Below are 23,706 nucleotides of genomic sequence, written 5' to 3' on the forward strand. Positions count from 1 at the left end.
GGGGCGGGGCCCGGGGCGGGGGGGCCCCCACCCGGGGCCACCCGGGGGGGGGGGGGGGGGGGGGGGGGGCGGGGCCACCCGCCACCCGCTAACGGGCGCCCCCCGGGTGGGGGGGGCGGCGCCCTTCGACGCTCAGGTGAGCTGCGCGACCGAGGTCAGCGCTCCTGCTTCAGGGTCGCGCTTCCTCGGGTTCCGCTGCGGCCGGGTGCTCGTACCTCGCCCCCAACCTGCGCTGCACCCTTCGTCAGCGCTCCTCGGTGCCGGCGATGAAGGCCTCGAGCTTGGCGCGGCCCTCGGTGTCCTCGCGCTGCACGGGCGGGGACTTCATGAGGTAGGACGAGGCGCTGATGAGGGCGCCGCCGATGCCGCGGTCCTTGGCGATCTTCGCCGCACGGATGGCGTCGATGATGATGCCGGCCGAGTTCGGGGAGTCCCAGACCTCGAGCTTGTACTCGAGGTTCAGCGGCACGTCGCCGAACGCGCGACCCTCGAGGCGCACGTACGCCCACTTGCGGTCGTCGAGCCACGCGACGTAGTCCGACGGGCCGATGTGGACGTTGCGGTCCTCCTTCTTGTCGGCCAGCGGGCCGGTGAGGTTGGAGGTGACGGCCTGGGTCTTGGAGACCTTCTTGGACTCGAGACGCTCGCGCTCGAGCATGTTCTTGAAGTCCATGTTGCCGCCGACGTTGAGCTGGTACGTGCGGTCCAGCGTGACGCCGCGGTCCTCGAACAGCTTGGCCATGACGCGGTGGGTGATGGTGGCACCGACCTGGGACTTGATGTCGTCACCGATGATCGGCACGCCGGCGGCCTCGAACTTCGCCGCCCACTCCGGGTCGGACGCGATGAAGACCGGCAGCGCGTTGACGAACGCGACACCGGCGTCGATGGCGCACTGGGCGTAGAACTTGTCCGCGTCCTCCGAGCCCACGGGCAGGTAGGAGACGAGGACGTCGACCTGCTGGTCCTTGAGGACCTGCACCACGTCGACCGGCTCGGCGTCGGACTCCTCGATGGTCATCGCGTAGTACTTGCCGATGCCGTCGAGGGTGTGGCCGCGCTGGACGGTGACGCCGGTCGGCGGGACGTCCGCGATCCTGATGGTGTTGTTCTCGGAGTTGTTGATCGCCTCGGCGAGGTCGAAGCCGACCTTCTTGGCGTCCACGTCGAACGCGGCGACGAACTCGACGTCCTTGACGTGGTAGTCACCGAACTGGACGTGCATGAGGCCAGGCACGGTGCCGGCCGGGTCGGCGTCCTTGTAGTACTCGACACCCTGCACCAGCGAGCTGGCGCAGTTGCCGACGCCGACGATGGCGACGCGCACGGATCCCATGGGGTTACTCCTTGTTTCCTGTGGTGGGGTTGGTGGCCGCGGGGCTGCCGGCCTGGGTTGCCCGCGGGGTGGAGGGGATGTTCCTCTCCGCGGTGATGAGCTCGTTGAGCCAGCGGACCTCGCGCTCGGCCGCGTCCTCGCCGTGCTGCTGCAGCGCGGCGGTGTACGCGTCGAGGCGCTCGCGGTTCTTCGCGGACGCCGACCGGATGGTCGCCAGCCGCTCCTCGAGCCGGCTGCGCCGGCCCTCCAGGATCCGCAGCCGGACCTCGGCCTCGGTGCGGGCGAAGAACGCGAGGTGGACGTCGAACGTGTCGTCCTCCCACGCCGTCGGCCCGGCCTCCTTGGCGAGGTCCTGGAAGTGCTCCTTGCCGTCCGCGGTGAGCTCGTACACGATCCGGGCCCGCTTGGACCCCGCCGTCCCCGCCGCAGCGGTGTCCGCGACCTCGGTGATGAGGCCCCGGTCGAGCAGCCCCCGCAGGCAGGGGTAGAGCGTCCCGTACGACAGCGCCCGGAAGACGCCGAGTGCCGCGTTGAGCCGCTTGCGCAGCTCGTAGCCGTGCATCGGGCTCTCGTGGAGCAGGCCCAGGACGGCGAACTCGAGCAGGTCGGACCGGCGACTCACGGGGCCTCCTTCCACGGGCGGCGGACGAACGGGAGATGGACACCGGGCACCCTCGAGGTGACCCGCTCGGGGAAGCGTAGCACTGGATATATCGGCGCGATATATCCGGCGAGATCCCGGTGGGCGAGCCCTCACAGGAAGAGCAGGCCATACTTGTCCCGGGTCGCCCCCGGGCGACCCCACGCACGTATGCCGATCGGGAAGGTCAGATGAGCTCCTCACGTCCCAGTACGCGGGCCGCCGCCAAGGCGGCGCGCGCCCGCCGGGAGAAGTCCAGCACCCAGTCCACCACCGGCCGTGGCCGCGGTGGCCGCGGGAAGGTCTGGGCGAAGCGGCTGGGCCTCGTGGCGCTCGCGGTCGTCCTCCTCGGCGTCATCGCCTTCTTCATCGCCTACGCGACGATCCAGGTGCCGCAGCCGAACCAGCTGGCCGACCGCCAGGCATCGATCATCTACTTCGCCGACGGCAAGACCGAGCTCGACCGGATCAGCCAGGTCAACCGGGAGGACGTCCCGCTCTCCAAGGTGCCCAAGCAGGTCCAGGAGGCGCACCTGTCGGCCGAGGACCGCGACTTCTACACGAACTCGGGGGTGAGCCCGTCCGGCATCGCGCGGGCCGTCTGGGTCGGCCTGCAGGGTGGGGAGCGCCAGGGCGGCTCGACCATCACGCAGCAGTACGTGAAGAACTACTTCCTGACCCAGGACCAGACCCTGTCCCGCAAGGGGCGGGAGATCATCATCTCGATCAAGATCGCCAAGCAGGAGTCCAAGGACACCATCCTGCAGAACTACCTCAACACGATCTACTACGGGCGCGGCGCCTACGGCATCGAGACCGCGTCCAAGGCCTACTTCGGCAAGGACGTCTCCCAGCTCTCCGTCTCCGAGGGGGCCCTGCTCGCCTCGGTCATCAAGGGCCCGTCGTTCTTCGACCCGGGCCTGGGCGCGACGCAGAAGGCCAACGCCGAGGCGCGCTGGAAGTACGTCATGGACGGCATGGTCACCAAGGGCTGGATCACGCGGGCCGAGCGCGACCAGGCGCAGTTCCCCACCAAGAGCCTGGTGAAGTACGAGCCGGCCAAGAGCAAGTCCGGTCCCAACGGCTTCATCACCGCCCTGGTCAAGAACGAGCTCAAGGCCAAGCTGAAGATCACCGACGAGGACATCGACCGTGGCGGCTACCGCATCGTCACCACCATCGACGCCCGGGCCCAGCAGGCAGCCGTCGACGCGGTCACCAAGCGGATGCCGCAGGGCAAGGAGAACGCGACACTGAGGGTCGGCCTCACGGCGATCAGGCCCGGTGACGGCGCGGTCGTCGCGATGTACGGCGGCGCGGACTACCGCAAGGAGCAGTTCAACACCGCCACGGACGCCACGATGCAGGCCGGGTCGACGTACAAGGTCTTCGCCCTGCTCGCGGGACTGGCCCAGGACAAGCCGATCAGCACCAAGACCCTGTTCCCCGGCTACAGCCCGCAGTACTTCCCCGAGTTCGCCGACAAGAACTCCGCCAAGGCCTCCGAGCGCGCCGGGCGGGTGACGAACTTCAACGGCGAGCAGTACGGCAACATCGACCTGCGCACGGCCACCGCGCACTCGGTGAACACCGTGTACGCCCAGCTCAACATCAAGGTGGGGCCGGACAAGACGAAGGCTGCGGCGGTGGCCGCCGGGCTTCCCGAGAAGCAGCAGAGTGCCAACTACGCCAACGTCTTCGGCACCACCCACGTGCGGGTCATCGACATGGCCAACGCCTACGCGACCATCGCCTCCAACGGGGTGCGGGCCACGCCGTACTTCATCCGCAGCGTCACCGGAGGGCCCGGCAACCTCAACTACCAGGCCAAGCCCGTCACGAAGGCGGCGTTCGACAAGAGCGTCACCGCCGACGCCATCGACGCCATGGAGCAGCCCATCAAGCAGGGCACGGCGACGTACGCCCAGGCGCTGGGGCGCCCGGCGGCCGGCAAGACCGGGACCACGACGGACAACAAGGCCGCCTGGTTCGACGGCTTCACGCCCCAGCTCGCGACGGCGGTGGGCATCTACAGCAGCGGCAAGGGTGGTGCCGAGCTCTCGATGAACTCCGTCCCGAACCTCTACGGGCCGGGGACGGGCACGGGCGAGATGACCGGTGGCACGGTGCCGGTCCGCATCTGGACCGACTTCATGACGGCTGCGCTGCAGGGCCAGAAGGTCGTCGACTTCCCCCAGCGTGCCGGCCTGGGTGACAACCAGGTCTACACACCGCCGCCGACCACCACGACGACGTCGTCGACGACCACCACGACCACCACGACGACGACCACGACGACGCCGCCGACCACCACGACGACGACGCCGACGCCCACGAAGACCAAGGGGCCGGGCAAGCCGACGGTGACGGCGCCCACGTCGACGACGCTGACACTGGGCGCGCCGGCGCCACAGCAGACCACCGCCGCGCCGTGACGGCGGCGGCCCCGGAGCGGCAGGTCGAGGGCCTGCCGGGCGACGCGCTGGCCCTCGCGGGGGGGCCGCTGGGCCGGCACGCCTCCGCCCGGGCCGCGTCGTGGCTGGCCACCGTGCTGCCGCTGCTCGTCGCGACGGCGCTCACCATGGCCCTGTCGGTGGTGCAGCGCTCGCACTGCATCCAGAAGGGCTGGGTGGGGTCGGACCAGTTCTGGCACGGCTGCTTCTCGGACCTGCCGTCGCTGTACCAGCTGAACCACCTGCACGACGGGCTCGGCTCCTACCTGACCGGCTCGGGGACCACGTCGGACCACCCGGTGCTCAGCGGGAGCCTGCTGACCCTGCTGGGCGGCCTCGTCCCGGACGGCGCGTTCCTCGACCAGACCCGCTGGTTCGTCCTGCTCTGGGCGGTCGTGGCCACCGCGTGCGCGCTCGGCATCGTCTGGCTGACGGCCGCCACCCGCCCGCGCCACGCGGCGCTGGCGGCCCACGTCTCCCTGAGCCCGGTGCTGCTGCTCGCGGCGATGGTGTCGGTCGACCTGTTCGGGGTCGTGCTGGTCAGCGCCGGGGTGTGGTTGTGGGCGCGGCGCCGGCCGCTCGCCGCGGGAGTCCTCCTGGGCCTCGCCGTCACGGCCCGCACCTACCCGCTCCTCGTCCTGCTGGCCCTGCTGCTGCTCGGCCTGCGCACCGGCCGGCTCGCGGCGGTGGGCCGCTCGCTGCTCGGGGCGGTCGTCGCTGTCGCCGTCGTGCTGGTGCCGTTCCTGCTCGGCAACCCCAGCGCCGTCCTGCGCAGCACCGACGTGTGGTGGCAGAGCGCGCCCGGCCTCGGCTCGGTGTGGATGCTGCCCCAGCTCGTCGGCCTCGACCCCCTGCCGCCCGGGCTCGCCACCCTGCTGTCGATCGCGACGGGCGTGCTGGCGCTGCTCGCCGGGACCGTCTTCGCCCTGCGCCCGGGCCCGCGTCCCACGGTGGCGCAGGTGTCGCTGGTGCTCGTGGCGCTCGTGCTGCTCACCGGCAAGGCGTTCCCGGTTCAGGCCTCGCTGTGGCTGGTGCCCCTGGTCGCGCTGTGCGGCCTGCGCTGGCGCGACCACCTCGTGTGGGCGGGTGCCGAGGCCCTGCACTTCACCATGGTGTGGCTCTACGTCGCGGGCCTGTCCACGCCCGACCGTGGCCTGCCGCCCGGCTGGTACGCGGTCTTCCTCCTGCTCCGCGTGGCCGGGGTGGCCTGGCTGGTCGTCCGCGTCTGGCGCACCCACACGGCGGTGCCGGCGCCCAGGGAGCCGGCGCCGACGGCATACCCCGCCACGACGCCGGCACACGATGCCGAACCCGGGTCTTCGCGCGATCTCGGCGGTGTGGACCGCGCGGATCGATCAGACTCCGGCGTCGCCACCGAGGCCAACGCCGTGGGGGACGCGGACGAGGCGGACGACGACGAGCTGGCCGGAGACTTCGCCGGCGCACCGGACCGCCTGCTGGTGCGGATCACCTGAGCCGGACCCGGTCGCCCCGGCCTGTGGAGAACGATTCGGAGTTGTCGTCGCCGCCCGGTACCCTTGTCAGGTTCCCCCACGGCACGAGCCGGCGGGGGATCGCACTGCAACCCTCCTGTCACGGAAGGACCGTGACCGCCACAGACCAAAGGAGGCGGGTTACCAGCATGCGTCAGTACGAACTGATGGTCATCCTCGACCCCGAGCTGGACGACCGCACGGTCGCTCCGTCGCTCGACAAGTTCCTCACCGTCGTGACCAAGGACAAGGGCACCGTCGACAACGTCGACATCTGGGGCCGTCGTCGCCTGGCCTACGACATCAAGAAGAAGTCCGAGGGCATCTACGCCGTCGTCAACTTCACCGCTGAGCCGGCCACGGCCAAGGAGCTGGACCGCCAGCTCGGCCTGAACGAGTCGGTCATGCGCACCAAGCTCCTGCGCCCCGGCGCCTGAGCAGCACCGATCCGAACCCCGGTCCCGCACCGCGCGACCCGGACCACCTGACACGAACAGGGGACACGCTCCATGGCTGGCGACACCGTCATCACCGTCATCGGCAACATCACCGGCGACCCCGAGCTGCGCTTCACCCCCTCGGGCGCTGCCGTCGCGAACTTCACCGTGGCCTCCACGCCCCGGCAGTTCGACCGGCAGAGCAACGAGTGGAAGGACGGCGAGACGCTGTTCATGCGCTGCTCGGTGTGGCGTGACGCGGCGGAGAACGTCGCCGAGTCGCTGCAGCGTGGCACCCGGGTCATCGTCACCGGCCGCCTGAAGTCTCGCTCGTACGAGACCAAGGAGGGCGAGAAGCGCACCGTCATCGAGATGGAGGTCGACGAGGTCGGCCCCTCCTTGCGGTACGCGACTGCGAAGGTCAACAAGACCCAGCGCTCCGGCGGTGGCGGCGGTGGCTTCGGCGGCGGCCAGCAGGGCGGCGGCTACGGCGGCGGCCAGCAGCAGGACGACCCCTGGGCGACCGGTCCCTCCGGTGGCCACCAGGGCGGCGGCCAGCAGCAGGGCGGCGGCCAGCAGGGCGGCGGATGGGGCCAGGCCCCGTCCTACGACGAGCCCCCGTTCTGATCGGCGCCTGACCGGTCCGGATCATCCGGTATGCCGGTGGCGCACCGCCCGCGGGACGCCCACGGCACACCACAGCAAGACAGCACCACCACCATCCCTGGGAGACCAGGGCTCATCCTGAAACTCGAAGGAGAGCACCACGATGGCCAAGCCCGTTGTGCGCAAGCCCAAGAAGAAGGCCAACCCGCTGAAGGCGGCGAAGGTCGAGAACATCGACTACAAGGACACCGCGCTGCTGCGCAAGTTCATCTCCGACCGCGGCAAGATCCGCGCTCGCCGGGTGACCGGTGTGTCCGTCCAGGAGCAGCGGCTCATCGCCACCGCGGTCAAGAACGCCCGCGAGATGGCGCTGCTGCCCTACTCCAGCTCGTCCCGCTGAGCTCGGGCGCTAGGAAGGAACTGACATGAAGGTCATCCTGACGCACGAGGTGAGCAACCTCGGCACCGCCGGTGACGTCGTCGACGTCAAGGACGGCTACGCCCGCAACTTCCTGTTCCGCCGTGGCCTGGCCACCGCGTGGACCAAGGGCGGGCAGAAGCAGGTCGACGCCATCGCCAAGGGCCGTGAGGTCCGCGAGGTGAAGACCCTCGAGGAGGCCAAGTCCATCAAGGGCAACCTTGAGAACGGCACCGTCAAGGTCGTCGCCCACGCCGGCCAGTCCGGCCGCCTGTTCGGTGCGGTCTCTCCGGCCGACGTCGCCGACGCCGTCAAGGCGGCCGGTGGCCCGGAGCTCGACCGCCGCCGGATCGAGATCCCGACCCCGATCAAGTCGGTGGGCTCGCACCAGGCGACCGTCCGGCTGCACCCCGAGGTGCAGGCCACGGTCAAGCTCGACGTCGTCGCCGGCTGACGACGACAGCCCGAGGAGTCAGCCCGTGAGCGCGGGCTGACGACGCGAGGTCGACGAAGGGCCCGACCCCCACGGGGGTCGGGCCCTTCCGCCTGTCGCCGTCCGGGCGCACGATGACGGCATGGAGACATGGGACGCCCTGCGGGCGAGACGGAACGTCCGGCAGTTCACCAGCCAGCCGGTGCCCGACGACGCGCTGGACCGGATCCTCGATGCCGGTCGGCGCGCGCCCTCGGCGAGCAACTGGCAGCCCTGGGACTTCGTCGTCGTGACCGACCGGGCGCAGCTGGCCGAGCTGGCGAAGGTCTGGCAGGGCGCGGGGCACGTGGCCGGCGCGGCGGCCGCGATCGCGCTCGTCGCCCCGGAGCCCGAGGACGACCGGCAGGCCGGCCTGCTGCAGTACGACCTCGGCCAGGCGACCTATGCCATGACCGTCGCGGCGGCCGACCTCGGCATCGGCACGGGGCACGCCGCCGCCACGGACCAGCGGCAGGCGAAGGCCGTGCTCGGCTTCCCCGACGGGCGGTTCCTCGCCTACGTGCTGTCCGTCGGCTACCCCGCGGACAAGCCGCTGGCGGTGCTGACCCGCCTGGACCGGCGTCCCTTCGACGAGGTCGTGCACCGCGGCACCTGGTGAGCGCACCGGTCACCCGCGAGCACAACACCGGCTGAGCACCGGCTGAGCACCGGCTGAGCACGGGCTGACCACCGCGCGGCTCGGGTCGCGGGTCGGTGACCCCGGCTGCCTCGCGGGCGTGCCGTGGCGCGGACCGGCCGCTCGGGTCAGGATGGTCCGCATGGGCAGGCGGGTGGCGGTCGCGGCGACGGGTCCGGTCTCCGCCGACGCGGGGATGGCGGCGGCCGCGGCCGGGGGCAACGCGGTCGACGCCGCGATCGCTGCCATGGTCGCGGCGATGACGACCGAGCCGGGGATCGTGTCGGTGCTCGGCGGCGCCTTCGTCACCGTGTGGCCTGCCGGTGGTGAGCCGGAGGTCGTCGACGGGAACGTCGAGATGCCGGGCCGCGGTCTGCCGCGCGAGCGGTTCGGGACCGGCCTGCGGGAGGTCACCACCAGCTACGGCGGCGGCCTCACCCTGTACGCCGGGCACGGCAGCGTCGCCACCCCGGGCGCGTTCGCCGCCCTGGGGGTCGCCCACGACCGGCACGGGACGGCGCCCTGGCGCGAGGTCCTGGCCCCGAGCGTCGCCGCTGCCCGGGACGGGTATGCCGTGGGCGTCGCGGCCGCGAGCTACCTCGCGCTCACGGGCGAGAGCGTGTTCGGCTGGGACCCGCACACCCGACCCCTGGTGCGCCGGGCGGACGGCAGCCCGGTGCAGGCGGGCGACGTCGTCCCCAACCCCGACCTCGCGACCACGCTCGAGCACATCGGCGCGGAGGGCGCGCGCAGCCTGTACACCGGGGACCTCGGCGCGCGGATCGCGGCCGACATGGACGAGCGGGGTGGGCTGGTCACGGCCGGCGACCTCGCGGCATACCGGGCGCAGGTGCGCACCCCGTTGCGGATCCGGCTGGGCGACTGGGACCTGGCCACCAACCCGCCCCCCTCGGTGGGCGGACCGATGCTGGCGGTGATGCTGGGCGAGCTCGTGGCGGCGCAGGGCTGGGACTGGGCCCGGGTGGTCGAGGTGCAGCGCAGGGTCCTGACGTACCGCACCCGGGTGCACGACCTGTCGACCGACCTCGAGGAGGACGGGTACGCGCTGCTCGAGGCGGTGGAGCGGCACGGCCTCGCGGGCCTGCCGACGTCGTCGTCGACCGCCCACGTGTCGGCGGCAGACAGCGACGGGACGGTGTGCGCGATCACGGCGTCGAGCGGCTACGGGTCGGGGGCGACCGTGCCGGGCACCGGGATGATGCTCAACAACTGCCTCGGCGAGCCCGAGCTCAACCGGCTCGGCCTGCACGCCCTCGAGCCCGGCACCCGGCTCGCCTCGAACATGGCGCCCTCGGTGGCCCGGGCGGGCGACGGCTCGGTGCTCGCCGTCGGCAGCCCGGGGGCCGACCGGATCACGACGGCGCTCATGCAGGTGCTGGCCCGGCACTGCCTGCACGGCGACCCGGTGCAGGAGGCGATCGACGCCCCGCGGGTGCACGTGCGGGTCCTCGACGGCGACGACGTGCAGGTCGACCACGAGGACGACGAGGCGCTGGTGGCCGCCATCGAGGGGCTCGGCCTGCCGGCGTACTCGCACGGTCCGCGCTCGATGTTCTTCGGCGGGGTGGGCGCTGCGTGGCGTGGGGGTGACGGCACGCTCGCCGCCGCCGGCGACCCCCGCCGCGAGGCCGCCACCCGCGTCTCCGCCTGACGACCCCGGGCGCGGCCCGGGGGAGGCGTGCCTAGCGGGAGGCGTGCCTAGCGGGAGGCGCCGGTGACGACCCACGCGTCGCCGCGGACCCGCCACCAGAAGAACGCCGCCCGGATCGCCATGAACGCCGTGAACACCACCCACAGCACGGTCACGGCATACGGCGCCCCGTGGGTGAGCAGCCCGTCACCGGCGAGGTGGACCCACACCGCCAGGGGCGCGTAGAGCACGAGCGTCGCGGCCATCGCGCCGGCCAGCCAGCGACCGTCGCCGGCGCCGATGAGGACGCCGTCGACGACGAAGACGTACCCGGCGAGCGGCTGCCCGAGCGCCACGACGACGAGGGCCGCGGCGAGCGCGGAACGGACGGCGGGGTCGGAGGTGAAGAGCGCCGGCAGGAGGCGGTGGACCGCGAGCAGCAGGACGCCGAGGACGGCGCCGCCCCAGACCCCCCAGCGCAGCATCAGGGTCGTGGCCGAGCGCGCGCCCACCACGTCGCCGGCCCCGAGCGCCTTGCCGGTCAGGGCCTGTGCCGCGATCGCGAGGGCGTCGAGCGCGAAGGCGAGGAAGCTCCACACCGTCGTCGCCACCTGGTGCGACGCGAGCGGCACTTCGCCGAGCCCGGCCGCCACCCAGGTGGTGAGCAGGAGGATCGCGCGCAGCGCCAGCGTGCGGACCAGCAGCGGTATGCCGGTGAGCCCGGCCCGCAGCACCCGACCGGGGTGCGGGTGCAGGGTCGCGCCGGCGCGGCGGGCGTGGCCGACCAGCACGGTCGCGAGGCCGGCGGCCATGCCGGTCTGCGCGATCACCGTGCCCCACGCCGAGCCCGCGATGCCCCAGTGGAGGCCGTAGACGAGGAGCAGGTTGAGCGCGATGTTCGACGTGAAACCAACGACCGAGGCGACGAGTGGGGTGCGGGTGTCCTGCAGCCCGCGCAGGACCCCGGTCGCGGCGAGGGCGACGAGCATGGCCGGGATGCCGAGGGCCGAGATCCGCAGGTAGGTCGCCGCGTAGCCGATGGCCGCGTCGGAGGCACCGAAGAGGCGGCAGAGGGGCTCGGCGGCCAAGCCGACCGCGACGGCGGTCAGCGCCCCGAGCCCGACCGCGAGCCAGGTGCCGTCCACCCCGGCGGTCAGGGCGCCGCGCTCGCTGCCCGCCCCGACCTGCCGGGCCACGATGGACGTCGTGCCGTAGGCGAGGAAGACGAAGATGTTCGCCGCGGTGATGAGGGTGGCGCTGGCGACGCCGAGGCCGGCGAGCTGGGCGGTGCCGAGGTGGCCGATGATCGCCGAGTCGGCGAGCAGGAAGAGCGGTTCGGCGACGAGGGCGAGGAATGCCGGGACCGCCAGCCGCAGGACGTCACCCGCCTGGCCCGAGCTGTCCCCTCCCCGCGTGCGCACCGCGCCACCGTACCGAGGCCTGCAGGTCCGGCTCGTCCGGTCCCGCGTGTGGACGCAGAACGGTTCAGCGGCCCCAGCGCGCCCGGACGGTGGCGACGTAGTCGGCCACGTGCGCGGCCATGTCGACCTGCGGGTCCATGAGCCACTGCAGCTGCAGGCCGTCCATGAGCGCGACGACCTGCCGCGCGATGCTGGCTGCCGGCAGGTCCGGGTCCGCCAGCCCGTCCTCGACGGCCTCGCCGAGCGCGGCCGTGATCGCCGCGACGGCGGCCGCGTGGTGCCGCCCCAGCCACTCGTGCCCCGGGTGCGCCGGGTCGACGGCCTCACCGGCGAGGCTGGTGAACAGCCGCACGAACCCCTCGCGCCCGGCGTTGGTGCGCACGAGGTCGACCATGTCGTCGAGCACCTCCCACCCCCGGGCGGCGCCGCCGTGCCGCTCGGACATGGCGGCCAGGTCCCGGATGTCGCGCTGCTCGAGCACCTCGGCGAGCAGCACCTCCTTGGACGGGAAGTGGTGCAGCAGCCCGGTCTGCGACAGGCCCGACGCCTCCGCGACCGCGGTCATCGGCGTCGCGTGGAAGCCCCGCTCGGCGAACAGCTCGGAGGCCGCCGCCACGATCCGCTCGCGCGTCGCCGCCGGCGCGCCGCCGCCCCGCGGCCGGCCGCGTCCCCGGCGGGGGCGGCTGGCGGCGGGGGTGGCGGACACGTCGGCCAGCGTATGCCGTGGGCTCACCCGAGCGGGATGCGGTGGCGCACGTCCCCGAGGCCGCGGGCGACGAGGAGCTCACCCGCCCCCGACAGGCTCGCCCAGGCGCCGGCGCCGGTGTCCCAGCGGCGCCAGAGCCGCGGCTCGGTCGCGACCTCGACCGTCGACTCGCCGCCGGCCGGGACGGTGACCCCGGTCCAGCCGACGAGCCGGACCGGCTGGTCCTCCTCGGCCGGCTGGAAGTAGACCTGCACGACCTCGCGGGACTCCCGGGCCGAGGTGTTGCGCACGGTCACCTGCACGGTCGGCGTGCCGGACCCGACTGTCGCGCCGGCCCCGGCGCTCGAGGCGGTCCCGTCGGCACCGTCGGTCGTACCGCCCCCGTCGCCGGCGGCGGCACCGGTCCCGGCGAGTCCGGCCTCGGCATACTCCCAGGAGCCGTAGCCCTCACCGGCGCCGAGCCAGTACGCGGGCGCCGGGGCGCGCCCGGCGTGGAACCCGCGGTACCCGACGAAGGTGCCGTCGGTGTACTCGAGCTGCAGGTCGGTGGGCTCGACGTCCCAGGCGGGGGCGGCGCCGTCGGCGACCGGCCACGAGGTGACCAGCCGGCCGGCGGGCTCGCGCACCCCCAGCAGGGCGTCCGCCACGGAGTGGCCGCCCTCCTGGCCCGGGAGCCCGACGACGAGGACGGCGTCGACGTCACCGGCCCACGGCATCAGCACCGGGGTGGCGGCGTTGACGACGACGACGGTGCGTCGGGCGGCTGCGGCCACCGCGGCGACGAGGTCGTCCTGGCGACCGGGCAGCGCGAGCGTGGTCTTGTCGGTGGCCTCGGTCTCCTGCTCGGGCGTGAGGCCGACGACGACGACCGCGAGGTCGGCCGCCCGGGCCGCCTCCACGGCCGAGGTGATGACCTCGTCGGCCGGGGCGGGGACCGGCGCGACCACGAGCGACTTGATGCCCATGCCGGAGGCGATGGCGTGCGACAGGGTGCTCATCTTCCCGTCGGGACCGGGCTGCGGCTCGGACCGCACGACGGTGAGGACGGCCTCGACGAGCGTGCCAGGGGGCAGGTCGAGGTCGGTGGTCCAGACAGGCGGCTTGAGCATGGACTCGCCCGGGTCCGCGCCCTCGGCGGCGAGGTCGGCCGAGCCCATCTCGGTGCCGTCGACCAGCAGCTGCCAGCGGCCGGTGCCGCTGGCGCCCAGGCGCACCGGCCCGCCGGCGACGAGCTCGGCCGAGAGCCGCAGCTGCTCGGTCGGGCGAGGGAGGGTGTCGTCCCAGCCGGTGGTCACCGAGCTGGAGTCGCTGTGCTCGGCGAGCATGACCGCGCCGTCGCCGTCCACGTGCTCGACGTGCAGGCCGGGCGTGCCGGTCCGCGGGTCGCGGATCGCCTCGCTCGGCGCGGGCAGCGCGCGCTCGCGGACCTCGACCCCGTCGACGACGGTGAGCCGGTCGGCGAGCGCTGCGCGCAGGCCGTCGGCGACGGACACCTGGTGCGGCGGGTTCACCTGTGCCGACCCCCCGCCCATGCAGACGGTGTCGACCGCGTGCCGGCCCACGAGGGCGACCGTCTCCTCGCCGGACAGCGGGAGGACGCCGCCCTCGTTGCGCAGCACCACCATCCCGTCGGTGGCCAGGCGCCGCAGCTGGGCCCGGCGCTGCGGCGAGTCGGGGGCGGGCGAGTCGGTCGGCCAGGTCCGCCGGTCCTCCGGTGCGCCCAGCGCGCCGACGCGCTCGGCGAGCCGGAGCAGCCGCACGACGTGCTCGTCCACGACCGACTCGGGCACCGCGCCGGAGCGCACGTCCGCCACCAGCGCCTCGCCCCACGGGCCGTCCGGGCCGGGCATGACGAGGTCGAGCCCGCCGAGCGCGGCGGGCGCGGACGTCTTGGTCGCGAACCAGTCGGACATGAGCAGCCCGTCCCAGCCCCACTCGCCCTTGACCACCTCGTTGTTGACGTGGTCCTGCTCGGTGGCGGGGACGCCGTTGACGTCGTTGTAGGCGGCCATGATCGACCACGGGTTAGCCTCGTCCACCGCGATCTCGAACGGCAGCAGGTAGACCTCGCGCAGCGCCTCCTCGCTCACCACCGAGTTCATGTAGTTGCGCAGCGTCTCCGACTCGTTGGCCACGAGGTGCTTGGGGCAGGCGCCGATTCCTCTGTCCTGCAAGCCCTTGACGTATGCCGCGGCGAGCCGGCCGGTGAGCAGCGGGTCCTCCGAGTACGCCTCGAAGAGCCGGCCACCAAGCGGGGTGCGGTGCAGGTTGATCGTCGGCCCGAGCACGACGTGAATCTGCTGGCGCTCGGCCTCCTCGGCGAGCAGCTCGCCGACCTCGCGGGCGGTGTCCTCGTTCCAGGCACCCGACAGCAGGGTGGCGGTGGGCACGAGGGCGACCTCCTCGCCGCCGGTGAACTTCAGCCCGCGGACCCCGGTCGGGCCGTCGGAGAACGCCATCGGGGCGAGCCCGATCGAGTCCTCGCCGTGCAGGGTGAAGGAGGTGGCACCGGTGAGCAGGCGCACCTTGGTCTCGAGGTCGAGGCGGGCGACGAGGGCGGCGTAGTCGGTCACGGAGCCAGTCTCGTCCTGCGCGACGGCGTCTGCGCGGTGGCGGTCGGCGGTCCCGGTGGGCTGGGTGCTCAGGTCGGTGGACACGGGCGGGTCACTTCACTTTCTTGACGGGGAGGATCACGAGCGCCCCGGCGACCGCCACGACGGCGGCCGTCCAGAGCAGGAGGGTGTAGGAGGGCTGTGCGGCGGCACCGACGCCGAGAAGGAGCGACCCGAGGAAGGGCGCGGCCGACTGCGGGATCGCGTTGGCCATGTTGAAGACGCCGAGGTCCTTGCCGGAGTCCTGCGGGTTGGGCAGGACCTGGAGGACCAGGGCCATGTCGACGCTCATGTAGATGCCGTACGCCAGGCCCATGACGGCCTCGACGACGTAGAAGCCGGTGACGGTGTGGGTGTGCGCGAGGACCGCCACCCCGACGCCGAACAGGCCGGTCGAGGCCGCGACGAGGGTCTTGCGCCGGCCGGTGCGGTCGGACACGACACCGGCGGCCCAGCCGGCCAGGACGAGGACGACGGTGTAGACGAGGATGCCCGTCGCGATGGCCTGGGCGGCCGCGGCGTCCTTGAGGCCGATGCGGTCGACGAGGAAGTTCAGCCGGAAGGTCGTGAACAGGAAGCTGCTCAGGATGATGAGGAAGCGGCTCCACCAGGCGAAGCCGAAGTCCCTGTGCCGCAACGGGTTCACCCAGAACGCACCGGCGAGCGTGCGCAGGTCGAGGCGCGCGGGTCGCTGCGCCAGCACCGGGTCCGGCAGCACCACGGCATACGCCACCATGCCGACCACGCCGATCGCGGCGGGGACGAGGAAGAGGCCGAGCATGTTGTCGGTGAGCCGCGAGGCGATCTGGGAGGCGGCGAGCACGCCGACGTTCTGCATGATGCCGACCATCGCCGAGACCTTGGCGTACTGGCGCTGCGGCAGCTGGTCGGCGAGCGTGGCGGTGAAGGCGGCGAAGCACGCGTTGGCGCCGAGCTGCGCGACGAACCAGCCCGCCGCGAGCGCCGGCACCGACCCGGCACCGGCGATGAACCACAGGGCCGCGGCCATGACGAGGACGCCGCCGACGATCCACGGGCGCCGGCGGCCGAAGCGGGAGGTGGTGCGGTCGGACAGCCGGCCGAAGAGGGCGTTGCCGGCGAACGCGGCGACGGCACCGACGCCCAGCACGACGCCCAGGGCGCTGGTGCGTTCGGTCGGTGAGGCCAGCAGCGTGTTCACCTTGAGGGCCATCGAGACGATGACCGGCCCGAGCAGGGCGACGAAGAGGCCGAACTGGGCGAAGCCGAGCGCGCCGACGAACAGCGGCGAGCGGGGCTCGGTGGGCGGCTCGCCGCAGCGCAGGCGGCCCTGCACGACCCGCGGTCTCGCGGGGGCCTCGGCGGGGAGGGTGGTGTGGGTGGGGATGGTCATCGTCGACTCCGGGTTCCCGTGCCCGGCTCCGTTGCCGGGTCTCCTGCTCCACCAGTAGCGGGGTGGCGGATTGAATAGTAAATAGTTACGTATAACTATTTCAGTCCGTGAGACGACCCGCCCGCGCGGCGGCGTCGGTGGCGGCGGGCAGAATGACGCGGTGCCCACGATCGTCTTCCTCCACGCCCACCCCGACGACGAGGCCTCGCAGACCTCCGGCTCGATGGCCCGCGCCGTCGCCGAGGGCAGCCGGGTCGTGACCGTCTTCGCCACCAACGGCGACCACGGCGAGCTGCCGGCGGCCGGCCTGCCCGAGGGCGAGACGCTCGTCGACTGGCGCCGCCGGGAGGCGCTGGCGGCGGCCGACGTGCTGGGCGTCCAACGGGTCGCGTGGCTCGGCTACGCCGACTCCGGCATGCGCGGGTGGGAGCAGAACGGCGCCGACGGCTCGTTCCACGGTGCCGACGTCGAAGAAGCCGCCCGCCGGCTGGCCGACATCCTCGACGAGGAGGACGCCGACGTGCTGGTCGGCTACGACTCCCACGGCGGCTACGGACACCCCGACCACGTCAAGGTGCACCCCGTCGTCCACCGTGCCGCCGAGCTCGCCCGGCGCCGGCCCCGGCTGCTGGAGTCGACGATGAACCGGGACGCCGTGCGCCGGATGTACCAGGCGGCCCTCGACGCCGGGATGGGCGACCAGGCGTGGGACCCCGACCAGCCGATGGACGACGGCAACCCGCTCGGCACCCCCGAGGCCGAGATCACCTGGGAGGTCGACGTCCGCGACCAGATCCCGCAGCGCCGCGCGGCCCTGGAGGCCCACCGCAGCCAGGCGAGCGACATCGAGATGATGCTCGGCATGCCGGAGGACGTCTTCGCCGCGATGTTCGGCACGGAGCACTACATCGAGCCCGGCGCTGAGCCGGGCATGCGTCCGGGCTGGCCGTTCGGCGACTGAGGTGACGCAGCCCGACCCCGCGTCGGTCGCCGACACCGGCGTCGGGGTCCACCCCGCCGACCTGCTGCGCCGGGCGCAGGTCGGGCGGCTCCTCGCCTCGGCGCTCGTGGGTCGGCTGCCGAACGGCATGGTGCCGCTCGCCCTCGTCCTGTTCACCCGCGACAGCGGCAGCGGCTACGGGCGGGCCGGGCTGCTCACCGCGGCATACTCCCTCGGCTGCTGCCTCGGGGGCCCGGCCCTGTCCCGTGCCATGGACCTGCGCGGGCAGCGCGTGCCGCTCGTGCTGGGCGGCGTGGTGTCCTCGCTCGCCCTGGCCCTCCTGCCGGTGACCCCCACATCCCTGGGGCTGCTCGTCGCCGTGGTCGCGGGCCTGGCGACACCCCCGCTCGAGCCCGCGCTGCGGACGCTGTGGCCGTCGGTCCTGCACCCGAGGCAGGTGCCGGCGGCGTTCGCGCTGGACGCCGCCGCGCAGGAGCTGGTCTTCGTCCTCGGGCCGCTGCTCGTGCTCCTGGCGCAGCTCGTGGGAGCGGGCGGTGGCCTGGTGGCGGCGGCGCTGGTCGGGCTGGCCGGCACCGCGTGGTTCACCTCGGCGCGGGCGTCGCGCACGTGGGTGCCGCCGGTGCACGAGGACCGGCACTGGCTCGGGCCGCTGCGCTCGCGTCGCCTCGTGGTCCTGTATGCCGCGGTGCTGCTCGTCGGCCTCACCATAGGGGTGCCCGCGGTCGCCCTCGTGGCGTGGGCCGAGCAGGCCGGCGGCCGTGGCCTCGCCCCGTGGCTCGTCGCCGCCAACGCCCTCGGGGCGCTCGCCGGCGGCGTCGGCTACAGCCCGCGGGCGCCGCACCGCGACGCCCGGCGTGACCTGCTGCTCGGGGTCGGCGTGCTCGTCGTGACGTATGCCGCGCTGGGCCTGGCTCCGCGCAGCGTGCCGTTCATGGCGCTGCTCACCGTGGCCAGCGGGGTGGGGCTGCCGGTCGTGCTCACCTGCGTCTTCCAGCTCGTGGACCGGCTGGCCCCGCCCGGGACGACGACCGAGGCGTTCGCGTGGCTGGTGTCGGCGTTCCTCGTGGGGTCGTCGGTGGGTGCCGCCGTGGCCGGCCGGCTCTCGGACGCCGGCGCCGTCGGCGGTGCGTTCCTCGTCGCGGCGGCGTCCTCCGCCCTGGCCGGGCTCGTCGCTGCCGTCGTGGTGAGAGATGCTTCAGTCAGAGGTGCTTCAGCGCCTCGCGCCTGCTGAGCCCGCTCAGCCTGCCGTCCCACTCGGCCACCCGGTCCCGCACCCAGTCCGCGTCGGTCCGCGCGTACTGCCGCAGCGCCCAGCCGATCGCCTTGCGCAGCCAGAAGCTGCGGTCGTCGAGGTTGGTCTCGATGGCCTCCGTGAGGAGGTCCAGGTCGGTGCGCTCGCGCGCCCCCAGCTGGCAGATGACGCTGGTGCGGCGCAGCCACAGGTCGTCGTCGGTGGTCCACGAACGGACGACCGGTGTCGCGGAGTCCCTGTGCGACAACAGGATCGGGCCCACCCGGTTGGCCGCCACCTCGTCGACCAGGTCCCACCAGGCACCCGTGACGACGAGGTGGCGGTAGAGCGGCAGCGTGTCGGTGTCCTGCCACGCGCGGTAGGAGCGGTGCCCGGTGAGCGCCGTCGCGGCATACCGCTCCTCGCGGTGGCTCGCCCCGTCCCAGAGCTCGAGTACTGCGCCCTCCCACGCGGCGCGGTCGCCGATGCGCAGCGTCGGGTCGGCGAGCAGCGGGCGCAGCAGCGACTTGAGCGCCGGCGCGGTGATGCCGCGGAACGGCATGACGGACTTCATGTACGCCTGCTGGGCGCGCGCCCGCTCCGGGTCGCCGCTGGCGGCCAGCGTCGCGCGGATCGCCTGGACGAGCGGGGATGTCACGGCAGCCAGCATGGCCCAGCAGCCGCCGCGGTGTCGCCAGGGCGGCCCACGAGGTGGCACCGCGCCGGGCCCCTGGGCGGGGTCCGGCGCCGTGGCGTCGGCTGGGTGGCTGGGCCGCGTGGCGGCGGGGCGTCAGTGCCCGGCGTGGCCCCCGTCGCCGGTCGTGGCCGGGGTGCGGACCGCCAACGCGGTGCCGACTGCGAGAGCCGTGACGGCTCAGGCCACGCCGTACCTGGCGCGCGAGCGCTCCCGCGCCTTCTCCGCCTCCACCGCACGGTCCTTGGGCGGCGCGGTGGTCGTGAGGTGGTCCAGCAGGTGCTGGGTGGCGTGGGCGACCTCGAGGACGGCGGCGTCGAAGGCGGCCTGGTTGGCCTGGCTCGGGCGGGTGCTGCCGCTGACCTTGCGGACGTACTGCAGCGCGGCCGCGCGCACCTCCTCGGAGGTGGCCGGGGGCTCGAAGTTGTGCAGCTGGCGGATGTTCCGGCACATGCGGGCAGGGTACGTCCGCCCGGCGACGGTTGTCCCCCGTCACCCTCGTTCCGCCCCGGTCCGTCCACGCTCCCGGACACGCCCGGAACTTTCTTCGGTCCACACCCGGTGGACGGCATACCCGCAGGTCAGGAGGTCTTCCGGGACGCACCGTCGCGGAAATCCACAGGGTTATCCCCCGACTGTGCACAAGCCGGTCGGGCGTTGCCCACACCTTCTCCCCAGCTCGTCCACAAGGGGGATTCGACGGCCCTCCCAAGCCGGCCCTAGCGTGTCCCGGTCACCCGCTGGAGGCGCTGTCGGTGCCGACTGGTCCACTGGTAACCACACGGGTGTCGTTCGTTCCGCACAGACAGGGGAGTAGCCGGTGTCACTGGCCGAGTTGAGCACGAGCGCCTTCGGCTCTGCCGGCGACGGTGCCCCCGGTGGCGACGACCGCGTCCCCCCGCAGGACGTCCACGCCGAGCAGTCGGTCCTCGGCGGCATGCTCCTGTCCAAGGACGCGATCGCCGACTGCGTCGAGGGCCTCAAGGGCACGGACTTCTACCGGCCGGCGCACGAGCTCATCTACGACGCCATCCTCGACCTGTACTCCCGGGGCGAGCCGGCCGACGCCATCACCGTCTCCGACGAGCTGTCCAAGCGCGGTGACCTCCAGCGCATCGGCGGCCAGGCGTACCTCCACCAGCTCATCCAGGCCGTCCCCACCGCAGCCAACGCGGGCTACTACGCCGAGATCGTCGCCGAGCGTGCCGTGCTGCGCCGCCTCGTCGAGGCCGGCACGCGGATCGTGCAGCTCGGGTACCAGCAGGGCAACGGCGACGTCGAGGACATCGTCAACGCCGCCCAGGCCGAGGTGTATGCCGTGGCCGACAAGCGCGGCGGCGAGGACTACGTCGCCCTCGGCGACGTCCTCGAGGAGACGCTCAACGAGATCGAGGTCGCGGCCGGGCGTGACGCCAACGAGATGCTGGGCGTGCCGACGGGGTTCATCGAGCTCGACGAGCTGACCCACGGCCTGCACCCCGGCCAGATGATCGTCCTCGCGGCCCGTCCCGCCGTGGGTAAGTCGACGATGGGGCTCGACATCGCTCGGGCCGCGGCGATCAAGCACAAGCAGGCCACGGCCATCTTCTCCCTGGAGATGAGCCGCTCCGAGATCACGATGCGCTGCCTGTCGGCCGAGGCCCAGATCCAGCTGCAGGACCTGCGCAAGGGCACCATCGGCGACCAGGGCTGGAAGAAGCTGGCCCGGATCATGGGGCAGATCTCCGACAGCCCGCTGTTCATCGACGACTCGCCCAACATGTCGCTCATGGAGATCCGGGCCAAGTGCCGCCGGCTCAAGCAGCAGCACAACCTCAAGCTCGTCGTCATCGACTACCTGCAGCTCATGAGCTCGGGCAAGAAGGTCGAGTCGCGCCAGCAGGAGGTCTCGGAGTTCTCGCGTGCGCTCAAGCTGCTCGCCAAGGAGCTCGAGGTCCCCGTCATCGCGATCAGCCAGCTGAACCGTGGCTCCGAGCAGCGTGCCGACAAGCGCCCCGCGATGTCCGACCTGCGCGAGTCCGGCTCGATCGAGCAGGACGCCGACATGGTGATCCTGCTGCACCGCGAGCCCAAGGTCGAGGGCCGCGAGGGCGAGGTCGACGTCATCGTCGCCAAGCACCGCAACGGCCCCACCAAGGACATGGTCCTGGCCTTCCAGGGTCACTACGCCCGGTTCGCCAACATGGCCCGCGACGGCTTCTGACCGTCCCGTGTGTGTAGCGACGTGGAAGTGTCACCGCCCGCGACATGAGGTGTCACCGGTGACACCTCATGTCGCTTATCCACAGGACCCCGATCCGGAGACTATTGGCAGAGACTTAGCCGGAGGCCCAACGCTCAAGCGCGGCCTGTGCTGCCGCGGGGTCTTGAACACGGCAGACGAATCCGCCGTAGGGGTCAAGGCGATTGGGACCTCCGACTGGCTGTCCGGCACGAGCGAACACCATCTTCCAGATCCAGTTGCCGAGGACGCCCTGACGGGCGACGGGGCATGTGGTTGGCGAGGCGAACCGGATGCGTAGGTTCCAGTTCTCACTGAAGGGTGAGCAGCCGAACTCGTCCTTGCGCGGCCAGTTGGATGAGAGGCGGCTTCGTCGCTCAATGAGGTCCACGCGAGCGACTTGGTCTCGCTGGAGGGGCCAGTCTTCGCTCATCACTCGCATGTCGCGTACGAGTAACTCGTCGCCGTGGAGGAGTAGTGCGGGGTGTGCGCGGGTCGAGCGGATGCCTGCGACTGCCACCGCCGCGCCGAGTGAGCCGAAGATGGCTACGGCGAAGGCTGCGATCAGGGCGGCGGGGTCACCGTTCGTGGTGAGTTCCGGGCTAGATGCGAACACGGCCCAACCGAATATTCCGCATGCGGCGAGGGCGAGTGCGGCGACCGTGATCGTTGCCGCGGACTGCATTAGTCCGCGGGCAAGCGGGACGGACAGGCCTGCTTGTGCTGGGCGGTCAGTCGACGTCATGACCTCATGGTGGCAGTGCGCGTGGACAGGGGCCGCGCGGTGGTGCTGGCGGGACGGCCGAGCGGCCAAGGTGTCCGGTCGTCCTGTCAGGATGACCCGTGATCACAGCGAGGAGGGTGGCAGTGGAACGCAGGGACCCGGAGGACCCATTCGGCTTCGAAGACATGCCCGGCTGGGTGAAGGTGCTCGGCGTGTTGGGCTATGCCGTCGTCATCGCTGCGACCCAGTTCCTTGTCGTCCGAAGCGGGGCACCGGCCTTCAGGACCGGCACGCTGACAGGCCTACCCAGGCCCCCGCTCGCGGTGGTCGTGGTGGCGGGCGTCTACTGGCCCGTGTTCCTGGTCATTGTGTGGCTCGTCAGGCGCGACCCAAGGTCGTGACGGGAGGGCCTCCCGCTTCCCGGCGGACAGCATCGCCTTGCCGGACGGGACCGAGGGCGTCCTGGGTTGCAGTGGTCGTCAGTCAGGGAGGCCCGAAACCGCGGCGACCTGTCCGGTTGGCCTGCCATCATGCCTGGTGAGGGTTCACGAGTCGGCGGCTCAGTGCGGCGATTGGACAGTCGGAACGGGCTGTTCTTGGCCCTCGGGTCTACGTCAGCAGTCGGGGGCGGTGACGTCATGAAAGGTGCAGATGGATCGCAGTAGGGAGTTGCGCCGCCAGGGGCGGGTCGCCGCTTCGAGTGTCGTCCCGCTGATCGGCTTGGGGTTCCTGCATCTGCTGCTGGGCGGTGGGTGGTTCTGGCTGGGCGTCATCTTCGCGATGCTGTGTCTTCTCGGGGGTATCGAGTTCGTTCACCGCAAGCGAACTGTCGCTGCGGTTGAGCGTGCGGCCGACGCAGGCAAACACCTATGGCGAACGTTCATCCCCATCACTTCGCTGAGGGGCCTGACCGTCGTGCCAAGACTGGCGAGGATCGCGCGGGTCCTCGTCCCGTTCACCGTCGAGGTCGTTGACCAAGCATTGGTACTGACGCCGCCTGCCCACTACCGCCGACTGGGGTTGGGGACAGGTTCGATCCTGCTCAAGGACGTTGTACGGATTGACCGCCACCCGTTGGGTCACCTTCGCCCGGACGGGTCCATCAGTTCATCGGCGGTCACCGCGGTCACCCTGATCCTGGGCGCCGGGTACCCGTTCGACCTCATCTTCGACTACCGCGTCGACGACTTCGTGAGCCTGATGGGCCAGTGGGAGCCTCATCGAGGCGGTCACGGCAAGGGCTAGGCGCATGGCTGAAACCTCACCGGCCATCCAGGGGAACACGGTCGGTGCATTCGCGGGGGCGGGGCAGGCCCCTCCGTGATCGCGCCTGCTCTCACGACCCGAGTTCGCACCCCGACTGTCGCAGAATCCGGGCCCAAATCCTGCGCATCACGGCCCAGAAGAGCCGTTTAGTTCCTGGCGCCCCCAATAACCCGAAACCTGGTCTTGGCCCACCCGAACAGGTCTAGCGTGCCGGAGCCTGACCCGCTTTCCCGGACACCTGAGCTGAGGCGATGATCGCTTTGGAGAGGAGTCCGTCAGATGCCTGCACCGAAGCCGCCGGAGTTCCGGCGTCGTGCTCTTGATCTGGTCGCTGCCGGTGAGCCGGTTGCCCGGG

Annotated in this window: 22 protein-coding genes; 13 read left to right on the forward strand and 9 right to left on the reverse strand. The window is 72.3% G+C overall.

Annotated elements, in window-relative coordinates; all coding sequences use genetic code 11:
* Positions 1-244: 244 nt before the first annotated feature.
* Complete coding sequence (locus ACFUC1_RS14115; protein WP_379120798.1) at positions 245-1,336, reverse strand: inositol-3-phosphate synthase; 1,092 nt, start codon at positions 1,334-1,336, stop codon at positions 245-247.
* 4 nt (positions 1,337-1,340) lie between these two features.
* The gene (locus tag ACFUC1_RS14120; RefSeq protein ID WP_379120800.1) at positions 1,341-1,958 is read right to left on the reverse strand and encodes a helix-turn-helix transcriptional regulator; all 618 of its coding nucleotides are present in this window, start codon (positions 1,956-1,958) and stop codon (positions 1,341-1,343) included.
* A 209-nt stretch (positions 1,959-2,167) separates the two neighbouring features.
* Here ACFUC1_RS14120 and ACFUC1_RS14125 point away from each other — a divergent pair, with 209 nt between their 5' ends.
* From ACFUC1_RS14125 to ACFUC1_RS14160, 8 genes are all read left to right on the forward strand, one after another.
* Positions 2,168-4,411 (forward strand): transglycosylase domain-containing protein, encoded by a 2,244-nt coding sequence (locus ACFUC1_RS14125; RefSeq protein ID WP_379120802.1) that lies wholly within the window; start codon positions 2,168-2,170, stop codon positions 4,409-4,411.
* Positions 4,408-5,904 carry a glycosyltransferase 87 family protein gene (locus ACFUC1_RS14130; protein WP_379120804.1) on the forward strand — a complete coding sequence of 499 codons (1,497 nt, stop codon included), beginning with the start codon at positions 4,408-4,410 and terminating at the stop codon, positions 5,902-5,904. Before ACFUC1_RS14125 ends, ACFUC1_RS14130 begins: the two co-directional genes overlap by 4 nt.
* Positions 5,905-6,071: 167 nt before the next feature.
* Positions 6,072-6,359 carry a 30S ribosomal protein S6 gene (gene rpsF / locus ACFUC1_RS14135; RefSeq protein WP_171245216.1) on the forward strand — a complete coding sequence of 96 codons (288 nt, stop codon included), beginning with the start codon at positions 6,072-6,074 and terminating at the stop codon, positions 6,357-6,359.
* A 72-nt stretch (positions 6,360-6,431) separates the two neighbouring features.
* Positions 6,432-6,986, forward strand: a complete 555-nt coding sequence (locus tag ACFUC1_RS14140) for a single-stranded DNA-binding protein (RefSeq protein ID WP_379120806.1) — start codon at positions 6,432-6,434, stop codon at positions 6,984-6,986.
* A 142-nt stretch (positions 6,987-7,128) separates the two neighbouring features.
* Positions 7,129-7,365: a 30S ribosomal protein S18 gene (gene rpsR, locus ACFUC1_RS14145; protein ID WP_056884210.1), complete on the forward strand. Its 237-nt coding sequence runs from the start codon at positions 7,129-7,131 to the stop codon at positions 7,363-7,365.
* A 25-nt stretch (positions 7,366-7,390) separates the two neighbouring features.
* The gene (gene rplI, locus ACFUC1_RS14150) at positions 7,391-7,837 is read left to right on the forward strand and encodes a 50S ribosomal protein L9 (RefSeq protein WP_379120809.1); all 447 of its coding nucleotides are present in this window, start codon (positions 7,391-7,393) and stop codon (positions 7,835-7,837) included.
* Between the two features lie 121 nt (positions 7,838-7,958).
* The gene (locus ACFUC1_RS14155) at positions 7,959-8,474 is read left to right on the forward strand and encodes a nitroreductase family protein (protein ID WP_379120812.1); all 516 of its coding nucleotides are present in this window, start codon (positions 7,959-7,961) and stop codon (positions 8,472-8,474) included.
* 160 nt (positions 8,475-8,634) lie between these two features.
* A complete protein-coding gene (locus tag ACFUC1_RS14160; protein WP_379120814.1) occupies positions 8,635-10,164 on the forward strand; it encodes a gamma-glutamyltransferase in 1,530 nt (509 codons plus the stop codon).
* Between the two features lie 47 nt (positions 10,165-10,211).
* Here the strand turns inward: ACFUC1_RS14160 and ACFUC1_RS14165 are convergent, their stop codons facing one another.
* From ACFUC1_RS14165 to ACFUC1_RS14180, 4 genes are all read right to left on the reverse strand, one after another.
* Positions 10,212-11,564 (reverse strand): MATE family efflux transporter, encoded by a 1,353-nt coding sequence (locus ACFUC1_RS14165; protein WP_379120816.1) that lies wholly within the window; start codon positions 11,562-11,564, stop codon positions 10,212-10,214.
* A gap of 64 nt (positions 11,565-11,628) precedes the next feature.
* Positions 11,629-12,270, reverse strand: coding sequence for a TetR/AcrR family transcriptional regulator (locus ACFUC1_RS14170; RefSeq protein ID WP_379120818.1), 642 nt, complete (start codon positions 12,268-12,270; stop codon positions 11,629-11,631).
* Positions 12,271-12,293: 23 nt separating this feature from the next.
* Entirely contained in the window at positions 12,294-14,843 is a 2,550-nt protein-coding gene (locus ACFUC1_RS14175) for a glycoside hydrolase family 3 C-terminal domain-containing protein (protein ID WP_379120820.1), read from the reverse strand.
* A 91-nt stretch (positions 14,844-14,934) separates the two neighbouring features.
* Positions 14,935-16,254 carry an MFS transporter gene (locus tag ACFUC1_RS14180; protein ID WP_379120822.1) on the reverse strand — a complete coding sequence of 440 codons (1,320 nt, stop codon included), beginning with the start codon at positions 16,252-16,254 and terminating at the stop codon, positions 14,935-14,937.
* Between the two features lie 160 nt (positions 16,255-16,414).
* Here ACFUC1_RS14180 and ACFUC1_RS14185 point away from each other — a divergent pair, with 160 nt between their 5' ends.
* Together ACFUC1_RS14185 and ACFUC1_RS14190 are read left to right on the forward strand one after the other, a co-directional pair.
* Complete coding sequence (locus ACFUC1_RS14185) at positions 16,415-17,215, forward strand: PIG-L deacetylase family protein (protein ID WP_379120824.1); 801 nt, start codon at positions 16,415-16,417, stop codon at positions 17,213-17,215.
* A 1-nt stretch (position 17,216) separates the two neighbouring features.
* Complete coding sequence (locus tag ACFUC1_RS14190; RefSeq protein WP_379120826.1) at positions 17,217-18,446, forward strand: MFS transporter; 1,230 nt, start codon at positions 17,217-17,219, stop codon at positions 18,444-18,446.
* Here ACFUC1_RS14190 and ACFUC1_RS14195 read toward each other — a convergent pair.
* Positions 18,415-19,104 (reverse strand): DNA alkylation repair protein, encoded by a 690-nt coding sequence (locus tag ACFUC1_RS14195; RefSeq protein WP_379120828.1) that lies wholly within the window; start codon positions 19,102-19,104, stop codon positions 18,415-18,417. The two genes, ACFUC1_RS14190 and ACFUC1_RS14195, sit on opposite strands and share 32 nt — an antisense overlap.
* 216 nt (positions 19,105-19,320) lie before the next feature.
* The gene (locus ACFUC1_RS14200) at positions 19,321-19,593 is read right to left on the reverse strand and encodes a DUF2277 domain-containing protein (RefSeq protein ID WP_379120830.1); all 273 of its coding nucleotides are present in this window, start codon (positions 19,591-19,593) and stop codon (positions 19,321-19,323) included.
* Positions 19,594-19,975: 382 nt separating this feature from the next.
* Here ACFUC1_RS14200 and dnaB point away from each other — a divergent pair, with 382 nt between their 5' ends.
* Positions 19,976-21,343 carry a replicative DNA helicase gene (dnaB, locus tag ACFUC1_RS14205; RefSeq protein WP_316007614.1) on the forward strand — a complete coding sequence of 456 codons (1,368 nt, stop codon included), beginning with the start codon at positions 19,976-19,978 and terminating at the stop codon, positions 21,341-21,343.
* A gap of 115 nt (positions 21,344-21,458) precedes the next feature.
* Here dnaB and ACFUC1_RS14210 read toward each other — a convergent pair whose 3' ends face one another.
* Complete coding sequence (locus tag ACFUC1_RS14210) at positions 21,459-22,106, reverse strand: hypothetical protein (protein ID WP_379120832.1); 648 nt, start codon at positions 22,104-22,106, stop codon at positions 21,459-21,461.
* Between the two features lie 98 nt (positions 22,107-22,204).
* Between ACFUC1_RS14210 and ACFUC1_RS14215 the strand changes: the two genes are divergently transcribed.
* A complete protein-coding gene (locus ACFUC1_RS14215; RefSeq protein WP_379120834.1) occupies positions 22,205-22,486 on the forward strand; it encodes a hypothetical protein in 282 nt (93 codons plus the stop codon).
* Between the two features lie 250 nt (positions 22,487-22,736).
* Positions 22,737-23,330, forward strand: a complete 594-nt coding sequence (locus tag ACFUC1_RS14220; protein WP_379120836.1) for a hypothetical protein — start codon at positions 22,737-22,739, stop codon at positions 23,328-23,330.
* Positions 23,331-23,706 lie beyond the last annotated feature (376 nt).

Source organism: Pedococcus sp. NPDC057267, assembly GCF_042668795.1.
GTDB lineage: Bacteria > Actinomycetota > Actinomycetes > Actinomycetales > Dermatophilaceae > Pedococcus.